19 protein-coding genes are annotated in these 16,314 nt (G+C 41.8%); 11 read left to right on the forward strand and 8 right to left on the reverse strand.

The genetic code is table 11. From position 1 onward, the window contains the following. The first annotated feature begins 127 nt into the window (after nt 1-127). The 6 genes from ACYVJ6_RS14325 to ACYVJ6_RS14350 all read left to right on the forward strand — a co-directional run bounded on the left by ACYVJ6_RS14325 (nt 128) and on the right by ACYVJ6_RS14350 (nt 6,060). Nucleotides 128-550: a 3-hydroxyacyl-ACP dehydratase gene (locus ACYVJ6_RS14325; RefSeq protein ID WP_460694776.1), complete on the forward strand. Its 423-nt coding sequence runs from the start codon at nt 128-130 to the stop codon at nt 548-550. Beyond that, nucleotides 543-1,664 carry a beta-ketoacyl-[acyl-carrier-protein] synthase family protein gene (locus ACYVJ6_RS14330; RefSeq protein ID WP_460694777.1) on the forward strand — a complete coding sequence of 374 codons (1,122 nt, stop codon included), beginning with the start codon at nt 543-545 and terminating at the stop codon, nt 1,662-1,664. The genes ACYVJ6_RS14325 and ACYVJ6_RS14330 overlap by 8 nt, the downstream gene beginning before the upstream one ends. 282 nt (nt 1,665-1,946) lie before the next feature. Then, nucleotides 1,947-3,623, forward strand: a complete 1,677-nt coding sequence (locus ACYVJ6_RS14335) for a beta-ketoacyl-[acyl-carrier-protein] synthase family protein (protein ID WP_460694778.1) — start codon at nt 1,947-1,949, stop codon at nt 3,621-3,623. 1 nt (nt 3,624) lies between these two features. Next, nucleotides 3,625-4,671 (forward strand): beta-ketoacyl synthase chain length factor, encoded by a 1,047-nt coding sequence (locus ACYVJ6_RS14340; protein ID WP_460694779.1) that lies wholly within the window; start codon nt 3,625-3,627, stop codon nt 4,669-4,671. Continuing rightward, nucleotides 4,665-5,036, forward strand: coding sequence for a hypothetical protein (locus tag ACYVJ6_RS14345; protein WP_460694780.1), 372 nt, complete (start codon nt 4,665-4,667; stop codon nt 5,034-5,036). The genes ACYVJ6_RS14340 and ACYVJ6_RS14345 overlap by 7 nt, the downstream gene beginning before the upstream one ends. A gap of 133 nt (nt 5,037-5,169) precedes the next feature. Further along, nucleotides 5,170-6,060, forward strand: a complete 891-nt coding sequence (locus ACYVJ6_RS14350) for a hypothetical protein (protein WP_460694781.1) — start codon at nt 5,170-5,172, stop codon at nt 6,058-6,060. Here the strand turns inward: ACYVJ6_RS14350 and ACYVJ6_RS14355 are convergent, their stop codons facing one another. The 8 genes from ACYVJ6_RS14355 to ACYVJ6_RS14390 all read right to left on the reverse strand — a co-directional run bounded on the left by ACYVJ6_RS14355 (nt 6,061) and on the right by ACYVJ6_RS14390 (nt 12,542). Further along, on the reverse strand, nt 6,061-6,321 hold the full coding sequence (locus tag ACYVJ6_RS14355; RefSeq protein WP_460694782.1) for a phosphopantetheine-binding protein: 261 nt from the start codon (nt 6,319-6,321) through the stop codon (nt 6,061-6,063). Between the two features lies 1 nt (nt 6,322). Continuing rightward, nucleotides 6,323-7,603, reverse strand: a complete 1,281-nt coding sequence (locus tag ACYVJ6_RS14360; protein WP_460694783.1) for an ABC transporter permease — start codon at nt 7,601-7,603, stop codon at nt 6,323-6,325. Continuing rightward, nucleotides 7,603-8,358, reverse strand: coding sequence for an ABC transporter ATP-binding protein (locus ACYVJ6_RS14365; protein WP_460694784.1), 756 nt, complete (start codon nt 8,356-8,358; stop codon nt 7,603-7,605). The genes ACYVJ6_RS14360 and ACYVJ6_RS14365 overlap by 1 nt, the downstream gene beginning before the upstream one ends. Beyond that, nucleotides 8,349-9,362 carry a BtrH N-terminal domain-containing protein gene (locus ACYVJ6_RS14370; protein ID WP_460694785.1) on the reverse strand — a complete coding sequence of 338 codons (1,014 nt, stop codon included), beginning with the start codon at nt 9,360-9,362 and terminating at the stop codon, nt 8,349-8,351. The genes ACYVJ6_RS14365 and ACYVJ6_RS14370 overlap by 10 nt, the downstream gene beginning before the upstream one ends. A 222-nt stretch (nt 9,363-9,584) precedes the next feature. Continuing rightward, nucleotides 9,585-9,992 (reverse strand): hypothetical protein, encoded by a 408-nt coding sequence (locus tag ACYVJ6_RS14375; protein WP_460694786.1) that lies wholly within the window; start codon nt 9,990-9,992, stop codon nt 9,585-9,587. 15 nt (nt 9,993-10,007) lie between these two features. Next, complete coding sequence (locus tag ACYVJ6_RS14380; RefSeq protein ID WP_460694787.1) at nt 10,008-11,147, reverse strand: beta-ketoacyl-ACP synthase III; 1,140 nt, start codon at nt 11,145-11,147, stop codon at nt 10,008-10,010. 2 nt (nt 11,148-11,149) lie between these two features. Beyond that, nucleotides 11,150-12,049, reverse strand: a complete 900-nt coding sequence (locus ACYVJ6_RS14385) for a hypothetical protein (protein WP_460694788.1) — start codon at nt 12,047-12,049, stop codon at nt 11,150-11,152. A 7-nt stretch (nt 12,050-12,056) separates the two neighbouring features. After that, the gene (locus ACYVJ6_RS14390; RefSeq protein ID WP_460694789.1) at nt 12,057-12,542 is read right to left on the reverse strand and encodes a hypothetical protein; all 486 of its coding nucleotides are present in this window, start codon (nt 12,540-12,542) and stop codon (nt 12,057-12,059) included. Between the two features lie 230 nt (nt 12,543-12,772). On the opposite strand from ACYVJ6_RS14390, the gene ACYVJ6_RS14395 reads away from it, so the two are divergent. Genes ACYVJ6_RS14395 through ACYVJ6_RS14415 form a run of 5 tightly spaced genes read left to right on the forward strand, consistent with a single transcriptional unit; the run spans nt 12,773 to nt 16,267 of the window. Next, entirely contained in the window at nt 12,773-13,576 is an 804-nt protein-coding gene (locus ACYVJ6_RS14395) for an SDR family oxidoreductase (RefSeq protein WP_460694790.1), read from the forward strand. Nucleotides 13,577-13,616: 40 nt separating this feature from the next. Beyond that, nucleotides 13,617-14,090, forward strand: a complete 474-nt coding sequence (locus ACYVJ6_RS14400; protein WP_460694791.1) for a 3-hydroxyacyl-ACP dehydratase FabZ family protein — start codon at nt 13,617-13,619, stop codon at nt 14,088-14,090. Further along, nucleotides 14,083-15,354 (forward strand): beta-ketoacyl-[acyl-carrier-protein] synthase family protein, encoded by a 1,272-nt coding sequence (locus ACYVJ6_RS14405; protein WP_460694792.1) that lies wholly within the window; start codon nt 14,083-14,085, stop codon nt 15,352-15,354. Before ACYVJ6_RS14400 ends, ACYVJ6_RS14405 begins: the two co-directional genes overlap by 8 nt. 2 nt (nt 15,355-15,356) lie before the next feature. Beyond that, the gene (locus ACYVJ6_RS14410; RefSeq protein ID WP_460694793.1) at nt 15,357-15,614 is read left to right on the forward strand and encodes an acyl carrier protein; all 258 of its coding nucleotides are present in this window, start codon (nt 15,357-15,359) and stop codon (nt 15,612-15,614) included. Further along, the gene (locus ACYVJ6_RS14415; protein WP_460694794.1) at nt 15,611-16,267 is read left to right on the forward strand and encodes a 4'-phosphopantetheinyl transferase family protein; all 657 of its coding nucleotides are present in this window, start codon (nt 15,611-15,613) and stop codon (nt 16,265-16,267) included. The genes ACYVJ6_RS14410 and ACYVJ6_RS14415 overlap by 4 nt, the downstream gene beginning before the upstream one ends. Nucleotides 16,268-16,314: the final 47 nt, after the last annotated feature.

A 16,314-nucleotide genomic window follows, 5' to 3' on the forward strand; every position in this document is an offset into this window, starting at 1 on the left:
ATGCGGTAAATAGGGTTGTAAAAATAGAAAAATAAAACCCCTCTTTCCGCCGAAGGCGAAGAGAGGGTGGTCAAGCGAAGCGCCGACCGGGTGAGTTGATAGCCCCGCTGAATTATTTGAAGATTATATGTTCACAGAAGATATTTTATCCTTAATTCCACAAAAACCACCATTTGTTATGGTTGATGAGTTATTGTTTTCTGACGATGACCATACTAAAACAAGCTTTACCGTTACTGAAGGCAATGTTTTTGTAATTAACGGCGTTTTTACCGAAGCCGGGTTAATGGAAAACATGGCGCAAACCTCCGCTGCTGGCGCAGGTAATATGGCCCGCATTGAAAACCGCCCTATTGATATTGGCTACATTGGCGCGGTAAAAAATTTAGAAATTTTTGAGCTGCCAGTAATTGGCGATGAATTAATTACAGAAGTTAAAGTAGAAACCCGCCTGTTAAACATTGCTGTAGTTACCGGCAAAGTGTGGCGCAAGGATACGTTTATAGCACAGTGCGAAATGAAAATATTTATTAATAAAATTAATGAGTAACGTTTTTATTGCCGCTGATAATATCATCTCTCCCATCGGCTTTACTACAGCGGATAATTTTGCGCAGCTAAAAAAAGGAGTTTCGGGCATTAAACAACATACGGATAAAGCCATAACTGACGAGCCATTTTACGCCGCTTTATTTAGCCCGAGCCAATTTATTACCAATAACCAACAAACCAAGTATGAGCAATTGCTGATAGCTTCTATTACCGATGCTTTAGCTAATTGCCATATTGATCCAACGGATAAAAAAACCGGGTTAATTGTATCTACCACCAAGGGCAACATAAGCCTGCTGGAGACCGAAGAGAATAATGAAGCGTTGCAAAAACGTATTGCTTTACCAACATCGGCTAAGTTAGTGGCTAACCATTTTGGGTTTGTAAATGAGCCAATCACGGTATCTAATGCCTGTATCTCGGGCATTATGGCTGTATTGACCGGGATGCGGTTAATACAATCCGGACAATATGAAAATGTGGTTGTTGCCGGGGCCGATGTGATAACCAAATTTGTGTTATCAGGTTTTCAATCGTTCCAGGCTATAAGTGCCGAGCCCTGCAAACCTTTTGATGCGGATAGAACGGGCATCACTTTAGGTGAAGGTGCGGCAACAGTTATTTTATCATCCAATACCAAGTATCCAGATAAAGTTCAAGTGCTAAGCGGCGCGGTCAGCAATGATGCCAACCATATTTCTGCACCATCACGTACCGGGGAAGAATTGGCGTTCGCCATCAACAAAACTTTAAAACAAGCCGGGCTTGGTACTAAAGATGTAGATTTTATATCAGCCCACGGCACCGCAACCAGTTATAATGATGAGATGGAAGCCAAAGCCATTAACCTGGCGGGATTGCAAAATATTCCGGCCAACAGTTTAAAAGGTTTTTATGGCCATACTTTAGGTGCGGCCGGATTGATTGAGTCGATAGTGTCTATCCAATCATTAAAAGAAAATGTAGTTTTGCCCACCATCGGTTTTGCCAATATGGGGGTAAGTACACCCATAAATATTTGTACACGTTTACTGCCGGGGAATTATAAAACCTTCCTGAAAACCGCTTCAGGTTTTGGGGGTTGTAACGCGGCGGTTTTGTTTAGAAAATAATAAATTATTCCTCCTGTCATTTCGACGAGGAACGAGGAGAAATCCATACATAGATAGTTTGATATCTGAATATGTATAGATTTCTCACTATGTTCGAAATGACAAATGGTTTTTTAATAAAAATTGAGCACCAACAACTATATAACATCCAGCTGCGTCATCAGCAATAACACCGTGTATAAAAACGGGGCGGTTGTCTTTGAAAATAAGTCGACAGATCTGTCGACTTTTCTATTATCGGTATACCAGCATTTTCAGCTCAACTATTCGCGGTTTTATAAGATGGATAATCTGAGCAAACTGGGTTGGTTAACCTCTGAAATCTTATTAAAGGATATTTTTCAAAAAGAAAAATATCAACCCGAAGATGTAGGGCTAATATTAGCCAATTCTAATGCCAGTTTAGACAGCGACCAGAAGTATTTAAAAAGTGTGGAGGACATTGCCAGTCCGGCGCTGTTTGTATACACACTGCCCAACATCATGACGGGCGAGATTTGTATCCGTAACAATTTTAAAGGCGAGGACGCGTTTTTTGTAGCTGATAAATTTGATGTTAATTTTACGGCTAATTACGTTAACAATTTATTAAACGATAATACCCTGCAAGCATGTATTTGCGGATGGGTTGATGTACTTGACGAGGACTATAAAGCGGCCCTGTTTTTAGTTGAAAAACAACCCGGCACAAACGCTACCCTTTTTAATGCGGACAATATGAATGAGCTTTTTAAAAGCGAGATAAAACATACAAAACCTACTGCCCCCGATGTATTTATAGCGGGAATTGGCGCTATTACAGCTATTGGCAACAATGTGGCCGAATGCCTGGCCTCATTTGAAAAAGAGCAGGCAGGTATGGGCGAGATCACCCACATGCAAACTATTCACCAAAACGTATTGCCTGTTGCCGAAGTGAAACTCACTAACGAAGAACTGGCAGGGATGACAGGGCTTTCTGTTGATGTAAGCCGCACTGCCATGTTAAGTTTAGCGGCGGCGAGAGAAGCGTTAAAGGATGCTGATATTCCCAATCTATCAGAATTACGCACCGGTTTTGTTTCTGCAAACTCGGTAGGCGGTATGGATAAAAGCGAGGATTTCTTCGTTGAGTTTTTAAAGGACAACAGCAAGGGCAAGCTAAAAAACGTGTTCGATCACGAATGCGGAAGTGTTACTGAAGTAGTTGCAGACAAACTGGGCATTACTGATTACATGACCACTATTAGTACGGCTTGTTCATCATCGGCTAACGCTATATTTTATGGGGCACGGTTAATTAAAAATGGGTTGCTGGATGTAGTTGTAGTGGGCGGAACAGATGCCCTAACCAAATTTACTCTAAATGGATTTAATACCCTGATGATCGTCGACCAGGAGTATTGCAAACCGTTTGACGAGAACCGTAAAGGATTGAATTTGGGCGAGGGTGCGGGCTATGTGGTGCTGGTATCGGCCGAGGTTGAAAAAGTGCTTCATAAGCCTTTATATTGCAAATTAAGCGGATATAATAACAGTAATGATGCCTACCATCAAACAGCCTCATCGCCTGATGGCACAGGATCATATATGGCTATGCAAGGTGCGTTGGCCAAAGCCGGATTAAGCACAACCGACATTAGTTATATCAACCTGCATGGTACCGGCACACCCAATAATGACAGCGCCGAAGGCACAGCTATTAAACGTTTGTTCGAAAAAAATTTCCCGCCAATGAGTTCTACTAAATCATTTACCGGGCATACTTTAGGAGCAAGCGGGGCAATTGAGGCGGTATTTTCTGTATTAGCTATAAGTAAAAGGATCATTTACCCTAACCTGCGGTTTGAAACACCAATGAGCGAAGTGCCTTTTACACCCGAAACCAAATTTTTAACCGGGCAAAATATTAAGCACGTCATGTCCAACTCTTTTGGGTTTGGTGGTAATTGCACATCTTTAATATTTTCGGAGATATAACATGAGGACCTATATACGCGCTGCATCCAGTATATCGCCGCAAAATACTTTTGGGGACAATGGTTTCTTGACCGAAGTTGTCGAATCTACCGGCACACGCTTAAAAGCTATTGAGCCGGATTATAAACAATATATCGACCCAAAGTTAATACGCCGCATGAGCCATGTGATCAAGATGGGCGTATCAGCAGCTAAAGATTGTTTGAATCGCGCTAATGTGGAAATGCCGGGCGCTATAATTACCGGAACCGCTTTTGGGTGCATGGAAGATACCGTGGCTTTTTTAACCCGCATTGTGGAATTAAACGAGGAGATGCTACCGCCAACATCGTTTATACAGTCTACCCATAATACCGTAGCCGCGCAGATCGCACTCATGCTGCAATGCCATAGCTATAACAATACGTTTGTACATAAAGGCCTGTCGTTTGAGCATGCTTTGATTGATGCCTTAATGCTTTTAAAAGAAGGCGAAGCAAATGATATTTTAGTCGGCGGCACGGAGGAAATGATCGATGTAAGCTTTATCGTTTTAACCCGCTTAGGTTTATATAAACGCCGGCCCATATCCAATCTGGATCTATATAAAGAAGAATCCAAAGGCACCATCGGCGGCGAAGGCGCTTCATTTTTCTTGCTAAACGACAAACCCTCCGCAGATAATTTAGCGGAACTGATAGGGCTAAAAACGCTTTATAAACCCAATGATATTGAGCAAAATATAACCACCTTTTTAAAGGGGCATGATTTAAATATTGGCGATATCGACCTGGTGATTACCGGGCGCAACGGCGATATTAAAAATGATAAGATATATAATGATTTAGGGCAGTCGCTTTTTACAAATAGTACATTAGTTAACTACAAACACTTGTGTGGTGAATATCCAACCTCTTCATCATTCGCGTTATGGCTGGCAGCTAATATCATTAAAACGGGTACAGTTCCGGCCATAGTGGCTGATGTAACCATCGCACCTAAAAAAGTATTAATTTACAATCATTACCAGGGCAATTATCATTCTTTAATGTTGTTATCCGCATGCTAACCGATCCTATTTTTAAAATCCTATCTATCAACAGTACCGAAGGGTTAATTAGTGCTGCTTTAGAAGTAAACGTTAACCATGAGATATTTAATGGACACTTCCCTGAGCAACCCGTAGTGCCCGGGGCCTGCATGGTGCAATTGGTAAAGGATGTTTTAGAGAAAAGATTAAACGCAACTCTACAATTAAAAATTGCCAATAATTTAAAATTCCTGGAATTAATTGCCCCCCAACTAACAACCCATTTACAACTGAAATTAGCCTATACCATAGAAGATGAATTGGTAAAAGTACACGGCGATTTAGTGGCCGAGGATGTGATTTATTTTAAGTTTCAGGGGATGTATAGCCTGCTATCATTGTAAAAAAACGGCTACAAAGACTACTATTTTAAACCACAGCGAAAAAACTTGTCTAACAGCTATCTACTTAATTACAAAAATTTTATAATTTTAGTTAGTTAAACCTATTACAATGATGCCCCTAAAATCAACCACTATGAAAACTGCTTTTGTTTTAATGCTTGCAGGTTTAAGCATATCTGCTTATGCACAAAAATTAACCAATGTACAGGAAGCCGCTGTTTGGGCACCTGAAAACATTAAAATTGATGGTAAACTAACTGAATGGAACGATACTTTCCAGTCAATGAATAAAACCACGCAGCTTTATTATACTTTGTCGAACGATGACAAGTACCTATACCTGGTTATTAAGTCTGCAAAAAGCTTTTCGGCCAATAAATTGGTGGCAGGCGGGCTTAATTTAACTATTAACGCTACCGGTAAAAAAAATGAAGACAACGCAGTAGTAATTACTTTCCCAACTTCAAACATCGCCAGCTTAAGTAGTTTGGTAGCACCAACGGTTAGGCAAGAGGGGTATAACGGCCGACCACAAGAAGAGCTTGACCCCGCGCTGGTTGCTGAAGTACACCGAACAGCCATAGAAGCCGCTAAAGAGATCAAATTAAAGGGTATAAAGGAAGTAAAGGATAGTGTAATTTCTATTTATAATGAGTATGGCTTTAAAGGGCTTATCAATTATGATGATAAAGGCAATTTAACTTATGAGCTGGCTGTGCCATTAAAATATTTGCACCTTACGGATGGAACTGCATTTGCCTATAATGTTAAACTCAATGGCATCGGAGGCAATAGCCTTAATCCAATACCAACTCCGCTTGGAGGCGGCGGTAGTGGAATACCTCAACCAACGCCAAATGAATATACAAGGGATGCCCGGGTTGTTTCCGTAGCCGGTAATATTGGTGGAAGCGGCGGTTTTTCTGCCGGCCCAGGCAGCACCAGGCCTGCTGATGCGATCAATTTGCAGGACATGATGTTCCCAACCGATTTTTGGGGTAAGTATACGCTTGCTAAGAAATAATTACTTCCTATTTGCTTCAATATAAGCAGCCATTGTATTTACGTCTGTTAAGGCTTTGCGGCCCTCTTTAGGGTCGTTAATGCTAATGCCGTATTCCTTTTTTAGCAATACGATCAATTCTAATGAGTCAATAGAATCCAGCCCTAAGCCATCGCCAAATAATGGCTCATCATCTTTTATATCAGCAGGGGTTAAATCAGTAAGGTTTAAAAACTGTATGATCTGCTTTTTCAGTTGCTCTTTTAATTCGGCTGTTTCCATTTTATATTAAATTCTTTCTTTTTAGTCCTAACCAGGTAATAAATTGTATCACTAAAGTAATAGCAAACAAAGGTATCAAGTTGTTCATAACATCGGCTAATTTTCCGCCCTGTAAAAACAACGAGTAATAAGCCTCCAAACACCAATGCATTGGCGACAGGTTTGCTGCTGATCTGAATGTTCCCTGCATGGCAAAACTCGGCACCATTAAACCACCCACAGCTGCCAGTATCACTATAGATACCGCACCAAAGCCATTGGCCTGCTCCTGCGTTTGCGAAAATACGCCTACACAAATAGCATAACTTACCGCGCACCAGCCACAAATTATGGTGGTTATTATCAATGCCGATAGATCAGCAGGTAAATTTAACGCGGGTAACCCCAAAAAAGGGAACAGCCAAATACCTATACCAAATATTACCAGTGCCTGTAGCATGGTTACGCCCAAATACGTTAGCTGTTTGGATAATAAACCCACGGCGTAATTAGTGGGTAATGTTTTTAAACGGATAAAACTGCCGCTCACTTTTTCCCTTACCACGCTACCACCTAACGACATAATGACGAAGAACATGGCAAATATGGTCCATGCAGGTACATTGTGTTGGGTAGCATTTGGTGTTTGGAGTGTGCCATCTTTTGATACCGGTTCTTCATTAATAACCGTGCGGTTATCCAGCATATCTTTTTCCATATCCGCCGGTAATTCTGTTTCATTCAGCGCGAAGTATAGGGTACGTAAAGTTTCGCGGCTCTCCACCATTTGTAAGGCACTTTGCAACGCTCCTTTAACTGATAAGCGTAATGATTCCTGTAAAATTGGGTTATAATATAATGTCAATGGCTCAACATTGCCTACGGTCTTTTTAGTCGTATCTCCCTCTAATCCAAAACTGGTTAATGCCCTACCCGATACATTGTCTGCCTTCTCCTTTACTTTTGCCGAAAAATTAGCCGGGATAGTAATACCCAGCATAGCATCCTGCCTATGCATGGCATCTGCAATTGCTTTTGGGTTGCTATTTTTAGGTAGCTCCGTTACTTTAAACATACCTATTTCGCCAATAGCAGTTAGCAGTTGTTTGCTTGATTGGCCGGTATCCTGGTTAGCTATTAATATGGGCAGCCTGTTTTTATTTACTAACTGAAAAGTGCTGTTTTGTATGCTCGTTACTACTACCACCAAAATAATAGGCATCACAAACATTAATGATATTCCTACCTTATCACGTAGCAATATCCTAACATCCTTTTTTATGGTGGCCCAAAGTTTAAACATTAGTCGCGGTAGGCTTTGCCTGTTAGGTTGATAAATAGTTGCTCTAACGATTCCTGGCTATGCTCCTTTAATACGTCATCAATATTCCCCTGGGTGATGATCTGCCCGTCATCTATCATAGCTATGTGCTCGCACAGGTCCTCCGCCTCACTTAACTGGTGCGAAGTATATATTAGTGTAGTGCCGTTATCGTTCAGCATGCGCAGGTAATTCATTATAGCATGTCGGGTTTGTACATCTACCCCAACAGTAGGCTCGTCTAAAAATAAAACCTGTGGATTATGTATTACGCCAATAGCTAAATTAACCCGGCGTTTCATCCCACCCGAAAATTTTTCTACCGCTTTATCCCGCACATCTGCCAAACCTAAAATGGTCAACAATTCATCTGTACGTTGCTGTATTTGTTGCTGATCCATTCCGGCCCAGGCACCAAAAAATTCCAGGTTCTCCGCAGGAGATAGTTCCTGGTAAAATGAAAAATCCTGCGGTACAAATCCGAAAAGCTTATTCACTTCCTTTTTTTGATGACCGACCTGATGACTCAACAAAGTTATACTGCCTTCGTCAGCCTGCAATACCCCGGTCATTAAATTCATTAGCGTGGTTTTACCCGCGCCGTTGGGACCAAACAGCCCAAAGCGTTCGCCCTTTTTTACTTGAAGATTAAGCTTAGTAAAAGACACCTCCGCGTTACCGGGATAACGGAAACCCAAATTTTGTATGTCAACAGCAAAGGTATCTATTACCGCCATTTTAAGTTTTTTAACTGAGTGAACGCGTTTTTCTCAATTTCGGCAATTTCCAGCAAATAATCGCCCATTTGGTTAAAATCTTCCTGGCTGCCTAAACGGCCCTTATAAATACCTGCGGCTTGTACTGCGGATGTTCGCCATAAGTCGCCCGACTGTGTAAACAAGTTTGACACCTCTAATAACTCGTCCATTTGACAATAAGTATGCGCCTCCTGCAAAAACGCGCCATAAATATAACGGAAGCCACCGCCACCTGTGCCAATTTCTTCCTGCATACGTACCAGTTGGGCGAGGTATAAACCGGCTTCTTTTAAGCCCAGTTTATCACGCCATTTTTTTATTCTGCCGGCCGTAAACCTGATACCGCTTACTCCAGTAATTGGCCCTGCAAAGGTTAACATGCTTCGTACATTTTTTTCAATGCCGTCTTTTATGCCTCGTTTAATTTGCTCGTCAGTTACCGGGCGGCCCTCTAACGGGTAATATAATTGCCCTTTTGGAGCTAATGCCCCTTTGGCAAAACGTACGCGCTCCAATTCGTAACTGGTTAGCGTAGTTGGTGTTTCCATCACCGGGTCGCTTATCAGGTAGTTATCTTCCTCTTTGCCGTATACGATAAGGTTATGCGCGTTAAAATGAAAGCGATATTCTTTTGGGAAATAGGTTAAATAATAAACCCCAACCTGGCAGCCCACCGGGCGGCCCTCTTTCAACTGCTCCTGTAAAAAAGCTTCCGCCTTTTCGCGCGAGCTAAACTTTTTGCGCACCACCGGTATACCCAATGCTTTGCAGGTACGGTTAAATATATTCCCCGGCAGCGTGCGGAACGCAATTACAGGCCCGTTATTTATTTTAATGATAGGGATATAAACAAAGAATAAACCAGCCCCAATACCAAAGGCCAGTGGCTCGGTAATTTGATGAACACCAATATTTTTTAACAAGCTGGTAGTAACACCATTTTCGCAGTGCGCGGCTTGTATATGGTTAAAATTAAGCTCCATTAAATAAATACGACGCCTCCTAATCGCTCGCATATTTTACTCACCCGGTCTTTGCTTCGCTCGACCACCCTCTCTTCGCCTTTGGCGTAAAGAGGGGATTTAAATACGCTAAAGTTATCTACCATTGAAACACCCTCTTTCCGCGCAGCGAAGAGAGGGTCGACGAGCGTCTTAGCGATGTCGGGGTGAGTCACCCCGACGCAAAGAAGGGATTTATATGTATTAAGCTCCATTCACCTTCATGTTTTTCAGATCATCCACACTTACGTTAAACACCTCGGCGTAACGCTGCAGCTTTTTATCAGATAGTTTATTGAATACACTCGGCTTTAAATGGCGTTTAATTTGCCATCGCCAAAACCCGGTATAATCTGCCAAAAGGCTAATATCCATTATCCCCTGTTCAATAAAAAACAATAGCGGACTAGCTTCTCCTTTTAACACTTTTTGACGGGCTGCTTCAATGCGCTGATCAATATCTTCCCATGCTTTATCCAACGCGGTAATTTTAACATCCCAGCCTTTACTCAATTCGGTAACGTATTTTCCCTCACTATCCGTAGCATAGCAAACCTCTTTGGTAATTTTACCCAAGGCGCTTACATCCTGCGGAACATCTTCCTTTTTCATTTTTACGGGGATGGATTAACAAACCGTCAGCAACGCGTACATGTACGAGAAGCGCGAGCTTTCAGGAACCAGCAATAATATTTTCTCGCCTTTTTTCAAGCGGCCGCTATGGAACAGTTCATCTATCATTAAATAAACAGATGCCGCGCCTACGTTACCTACAGTATACAGGTTAATAAACCATTTATCGTAAGGTATGCCACCACCGTATATCTCAACCAGCTCGTAAATTTTACTGCGGAAGAAGTCGCTGGATATATGCGGTAAAAAGTGGTCAATATCTTTTGCTGTAAGCCCTTTGCGGTCAAATATTTCTTTTATTTTTTTTCCGCCAAGCGGGACGATGTTATCGCTTAATAAACCAATATCCTGCTTAACGCTAAATATGGATCTGGTCATCACCTCTTCAGGTGTATAATCCATAAATCCTTTTAAGGTACCGTCTTTTTGTTTATCGGCTCCCATATACATGCAGGCTTCCATCTCGTTGGCGTAGGATACGCCTTCTATCCATTCCAACCGCAAACTTATACCATCGGTATTGGGTTGGTCAGAAAGTAAAAAAGCCGAAGCTCCGTCGCTCAACATCCACCTTAAAAAATCTTTGTGAAAAGCTATGTAGGGGTTTTCTGTAAGCTCTTTTAGTTTTTGAGCTTCTTCTTCAAAAACATCTGATACCAGTAAACCCGAAAACCTTTCAGAGCCGGTAGCTACTGCCAGTTTAGCATCTCCGGTTTTAATGGCCATGTAGGCATATTTTAAAGCATGCATTCCTGCACAGCATACGCCCGATGGTGATACTACTTCAATAGCTTCTGCCTCGGTCAGCCAGCCGTGGGTCATTACCCCATGCGATGGCATCATTTGGTCGGGCGATGAAGTTCCGCATGATAACAGGTCAATTGTTTTTATTTGCTCCGGATCGTCCTTAAATAAATTGCGTACTGCTTCGGCAGTCATTTGCGCATTAGTATGCGTAGGCTTGCCACCTTTGGTTAAAGCATAATAGCGTTGCTTTATGGCATTATTACGCAGTACAATATTTTTTGATTTGGATGGCTTATCGTTTATATAGCCCAGGTAAAGTTCCATATCATCATTAGGAACCGGCTCATTAGGTAAAAATTTCGATGTCTTGTTAATATAAACAGGCATACTTAGTTTAAATTTAAAAAATGTTGTTTACGCGCCTTAATTCGTTTTGGCGAAGTAAACCTGAACAATATCGCATCAATTGTAACCACAATAGGGGCGCCTACAAAAAAAGCAATTAATAAATAATATTTAAATGCCCTTATCCAGGGTAATTTATTTTTCTTTTTAGATATAATATTGGCCCAAACCCTGAATATCTTACTCGCTACGCCTTCAATCACCATCAGGTTATAATTTAGCACGACCGCTTTCTGGCTATCCAGTTTATCCTGCAAACCTTGCCAGTTATTACTTTGCAAATGCGGTACTACGGTTTCGCCAAATACTTTGGTATTCTTAACATCCGAATCAGCAACACCCGGAGGGGGGAAAATGTTTAGATATCTGTCTTTTTTTCCGTGCAGCATCCAATGAAATATGGTAACAAAGCTAACCGGGTTAGGGTGTTTATCTACCAAAGCAATATTTCCTACGTGATTTGCCCCTGCATTTTGTATCAGTTTTTTAACGCGTACAAAGGCGTTTAGCCACATATTGCGGGCGCCGGTTGCGGTAATTACAGGCGTGTCCTTTAATACAGTTTTTAGTTCCTCGTTTTGCATTAAAGAGTTAAAAGGTATACTCGGCGACAGGAACCAGGCCTGGTAACCCAGTACCACCAGGTCGTATTTTTTTTCCTTTAGTTCAAAGGGCTGTAGTTCGGCAGGCACATCCAACTGGCAATCGGGCATCACACTAAAAAAAGTATCTGCTGTCCATGGAAAGTTGGGTTCATTTACCAACCGCACGCGCACTTTTTCTACCGTTGCTCCGGCGGCCTCCAGTGGCGCGGTAAAATTGTCAATGATCTCGCCCAACTGGCCCGACTGGGAATAGTAAATGGCTAATACTTTCTTATTCATCGGGGTGTTAAAAATCCTGCGATTTTAAAATTTTTGAACTTTTTGCATAGTCAGCAATGGCGTTCTGTACCACTGCAGGCAGGTTTTTATATTCTTTGGCAACTATTTGCCTGTCGGCTTCCAGATCTTTATTATACTTTACAATTTTAGGTGCCTTTTCCTCAATGATCAATCTTAAAAAATGATACTCGGCATTGGTGTTATCATGTAACAAAGCGGTTTCCAGTTTAATGCGCCCTGCTTTAAAAAGCTTTAACTTTTCTGCGGGACGGGCGGTAATGCCTGCTTTTCGCATCAATAAAAAACCCTCATAAGCCGTTTTCTCTAAGATATCTGACGAAGCTAATAATGCCAATTGTTCATCAATACCTTCCTTGTCACCACTTTTGACAACCTCATAAAACCGTGCCTTGTCAAACCTGGCAGCCATTTTACCAAAAGCAACCATCCCAGACAAGAAAAGCACAAGGGCGAAAAATATTTTTATTCTCATAGTAGCTTCAAATGGTATGTACACAAATATAAATATTTATAGCGAGCAGCCTAATTTTGCCCGCTAACTGTTGGACAGGAAAGTATAGCAGTGGTTTATTCCATAGTGATAGGTTTAAAATCCATTACGATGTATGAATGAGTAAATCCCCAACATTTCGTTTACTTTTGCCGCTATAGTTTTATATAAACAATATGTTTTTTTATATATTACCTGATAAATAATATCGAGTGCAAAATAACAAACAAATGTTCTCTGGCCAATGGGCCATTATTTTAGGCGGGTCAAGCGGGTTTGGCCTGGCAACAGCCGAAAAACTGGCGGCCCACGGGATGAATATAGCGGTACTTTACCGGGAAACTGCAACAGCCGAAAGATCGCTTAAAGAACAGCTTTCGCAATTGGCTAAAACCAATAATGTAATTATTGAACCTTATAATATTAACGCGCTGGATGCCACGGCGCGAGCCTCATTTATCGAGCACTTTGCCAAAGGGAAAAGCAATAGCGTAAAGCTACTATTACACTCCATAGCCCGGGGAAACCTGAAGCCTTTAGCTCCAACCGAAAACAATAATGATACTTTAAGTGTTGCGGATATTCAGCTAACTACCTATGCCATGGCTACCAGTTTACTGGATTGGACAAGGGAATTGTTGGCAGCAGGTGTTTTTGGCAAAGACGCCCGTATAATAGGGCTAACCAGCGAAGGATCGCACAAGTATTGGGATGGCTATGCGGCAGTATCTATTGCCAAGGCATCTTTGGAGAGTTTGGTTACTTACATGGCGGTTGAACTGGCTAAATATGGCTTGAAAACTAATTTAATACAGGCAGGTATAACGGCTACACCATCATTAAAGCGGATACCCGGCAGTGAAAAATTGTTAGCAGTTACCGCCGACAGAAATCCACTGGGCCGTATGACCGAACCAAAGGATGTAGCTAACGTGATATACTTGTTATGCACACCGGAAGCCGCGTGGATAAACGGCACGGTGATACATGTAGATGGCGGGGAGCATTGTAGGTAGGTTAGTGATTGGTGATTAGAGAATAGTGATTAGTAATCTGATGAACGACATATTAAACTATTTACCCTATAAATCGTCTTTCCTGTTTGTTGATAACATCATCGAACTAAATGGAGATGGCGTAGTTGGCGATTATACCCTTAAAAAGGAATCCTTTTTTTACGAGGACCATTTTCCGGGTAACCCGGTTACACCGGGGGTAATAATTACCGAAATAATGGCACAGATTGGTTTGGTAGTTTTGGGTATACATTTAATGTTAAACAATAGACATGAGGGTGCCGTTATGGATGAGGGATCATTCCCCTTATTAACCTCAACCAATGTTGAGTTTTATAAGATGGTATTACCCGAAGAAAAAGTTATAGTAAGTTCAAAAAAACAATATTTTCGTTTTGGAAAATTGAAATGTTTGGTACAAATGCACAATACGGAAGGCGAATTAATAGCCAAAGGCACATTTGCAGGTGTTATCAAAAACGCCGTTTTAATGGAGAAGGGAACAAATGGGTAACCGTGTTGTAATTACAGGAATAGGCGTAGTTGCCCCTAACGGCATTGGTGTGCCCGATTTTTTAAATGCTATACAAAACGGCGTATCGGGTATAAGGTTTGTCCCTGAATTTGAGGAACTAAAATTTAATTGCCAGGTAGGCGGTTTCCCTGAGTTTGAGATAGCCCAGCTAAGCGGTTACATTACCGAAACATCATTATATGGTTTAAAAGGTAAAGGAATTGCCTTTGGTATACGCGCTGCTTTAGATGCCTGGGTTGATGCCGGTAACGAAATAGCAGGCGAAGATACCCTTTGGGATACCGGCTGTGTTTTTGGCAGCAGTGTTGCCGATACTGATGTAATAAAAATGGCCATTACCCGTGTGGATGCTAAAGAGTCGAAAAAACTGGGCTCGCGCGTGGTGGAACAGATCATGAACAGCGGTATTACAGCATACATATCCGGCCGTTTAGGGTTGGGTAATAAGATCATTAATAACTCGGCCGCTTGTGCCACAGGTACACAATCCATTTTAATGGGTTATGAATACATTAAATACGGCATGGCCAAACGCATGGTAGTTGGCAGCTGCGAGTTTGTTGACCGTTATGTTTTTGGCGGGTTCGACTCTATGCGGGTGTTATCACGTAAATATAATGATGAGCCCGAGCGCGCTTCGCGTCCAATGAGCGCCAGCGCTGGTGGCTTTGTACCGGGATCGGGCGCGGGTGCTTTAATTTTAGAGGACCTGGATTATGCTTTAGCCCGTGGAGCTAAAATATATGGCGAGGTGCTGGGCGGATCGACCAACTCGGGCGGACAACGTAATGGCGGCAGCATGACGGCACCCGGAGAAGAAGGCGTGGTTAGATGTATACAGGATGCTATTGCTGATGCAGGGATCACACCGGATGCTATTGACCTGGTAAGCGGACATTTAACCGCTACCATTGCTGACAGGCTGGAAATTCAAAACTGGGTAACGGCTTTGGGCCGGAAAGGCGACGACTTCCCGCTGGTTAATTCATTAAAGTCAATGGTGGGCCATTCGCTAAGCGCGGCAGGCTCCATTGAAATGGTTGCTGCAGTATTGCAACTAAAATATAACTTTGCGCACGCTAATTTAAACCTGGAAGATCCGATACCGGAGATCGTGGATATGATTGGTGCAAACAATTTGCCAACAAAAAAGGTAGACAGAGAGATTAATACCATTGCAAAAGCTAACTTTGGCTTTGGCGATGTTAACAGCTGTTTAATAATTTCAAAATACAACGCATAACAATGGATAGAATAGCTATATTAAATGAGCTGAAAAAGGTACTTGCCCCATACACGGAAGATAAAGCGATTTTAGAGCGTATAAATGAAGATACGGACTTAATAAAGGATCTGAAAATAAACTCGGCTAACCTGGTTGACATTATTATTGATGCCGAATCGCAATATAATATTGAGATAGATTTTGATGCCGCGGAGAAGATGTATAACGTGGGCAACTGTATTGATGTAATTGCCGAAAAATTAAACTCGGCCGCGTGAAAAGCGCGGGTAACGATATTGTAGCCTTAAACGCTATTGATATCCAACGTACCCGCGACGCCCGATTTTACTCCAAATTTATTACCGATAGCGAGCTGGCTATTTATCAGCACCTATCACTACCCTTACCTTTCGAAATTTTTGTTTGGTTGCTATGGTCGGTTAAAGAGTCGGCTTATAAATACTTGCAACGGCACGATGCCGGGTTACAATTTTCTCCCATCAAATTTATTGTTGAGCAGTTAAACATCCCTGCTGATTTTAATTTAAACCCATTTACCGGCATTGATTGGGATAACGAAGAAACTCCTGCCAACTATCTAACAGGATCGGTTTCTTGTGGTAATACTCATCTATACTTCCGTTCGCATATAACTCATGATTTTATCACCTCAGTTGTTGATGCCAACGAACAATTTGAAAATGTTTATTGGGGAATTAAGTCCATTGAACACGCGGACCATCAACACCAATCACAAGAGGTGCGGAATTTTGTCCTTATCAAAATAAAAGCACTATTGGCTATTGAAGACCTCCGTATAGTAAAAAGCGAGATTGGTTACCCTGTGGTAATGGAAGGCGGCACTCCATTGGAAGTCGACCTGTCCTTTACACATCATGATAGGTGGGTGGGGTACTCGTTCGTATTGTAAAATCATGGTTTACACAACTTAACACATTTTGACTTGTTTTTTACACA

This window comes from Mucilaginibacter puniceus (assembly GCF_054783175.1).

Bases quoted from the DNA above. Each gene is read 5' to 3' on its own strand.
- ACYVJ6_RS14370 (WP_460694785.1), bottom strand. From the start codon at position 9,362: ATGGAGCTTAATTTTAACCATATACAAGCCGCGCACTGCGAAAATGGT.
- ACYVJ6_RS14360 (WP_460694783.1), bottom strand. From the start codon at position 7,603: ATGTTTAAACTTTGGGCCACCATAAAAAAGGATGTTAGGATATTGCTA.
- ACYVJ6_RS14325 (WP_460694776.1), top strand. From the start codon at position 128: ATGTTCACAGAAGATATTTTATCCTTAATTCCACAAAAACCACCATTT.
- ACYVJ6_RS14340 (WP_460694779.1), top strand. From the start codon at position 3,625: ATGAGGACCTATATACGCGCTGCATCCAGTATATCGCCGCAAAATACT.
- ACYVJ6_RS14380 (WP_460694787.1), bottom strand. From the start codon at position 11,147: ATGCCTGTTTATATTAACAAGACATCGAAATTTTTACCTAATGAGCCG.
- ACYVJ6_RS14410 (WP_460694793.1), top strand. From the start codon at position 15,357: ATGGATAGAATAGCTATATTAAATGAGCTGAAAAAGGTACTTGCCCCA.
- ACYVJ6_RS14355 (WP_460694782.1), bottom strand. From the start codon at position 6,321: ATGGAAACAGCCGAATTAAAAGAGCAACTGAAAAAGCAGATCATACAG.
- ACYVJ6_RS14390 (WP_460694789.1), bottom strand. From the start codon at position 12,542: ATGAGAATAAAAATATTTTTCGCCCTTGTGCTTTTCTTGTCTGGGATG.
- ACYVJ6_RS14330 (WP_460694777.1), top strand. From the start codon at position 543: ATGAGTAACGTTTTTATTGCCGCTGATAATATCATCTCTCCCATCGGC.
- ACYVJ6_RS14365 (WP_460694784.1), bottom strand. From the start codon at position 8,358: ATGGCGGTAATAGATACCTTTGCTGTTGACATACAAAATTTGGGTTTC.
- ACYVJ6_RS14375 (WP_460694786.1), bottom strand. From the start codon at position 9,992: ATGAAAAAGGAAGATGTTCCGCAGGATGTAAGCGCCTTGGGTAAAATT.
- ACYVJ6_RS14350 (WP_460694781.1), top strand. From the start codon at position 5,170: ATGAAAACTGCTTTTGTTTTAATGCTTGCAGGTTTAAGCATATCTGCT.
- ACYVJ6_RS14335 (WP_460694778.1), top strand. From the start codon at position 1,947: ATGGATAATCTGAGCAAACTGGGTTGGTTAACCTCTGAAATCTTATTA.
- ACYVJ6_RS14400 (WP_460694791.1), top strand. From the start codon at position 13,617: ATGAACGACATATTAAACTATTTACCCTATAAATCGTCTTTCCTGTTT.
- ACYVJ6_RS14405 (WP_460694792.1), top strand. From the start codon at position 14,083: ATGGGTAACCGTGTTGTAATTACAGGAATAGGCGTAGTTGCCCCTAAC.
- ACYVJ6_RS14345 (WP_460694780.1), top strand. From the start codon at position 4,665: ATGCTAACCGATCCTATTTTTAAAATCCTATCTATCAACAGTACCGAA.
- ACYVJ6_RS14385 (WP_460694788.1), bottom strand. From the start codon at position 12,049: ATGAATAAGAAAGTATTAGCCATTTACTATTCCCAGTCGGGCCAGTTG.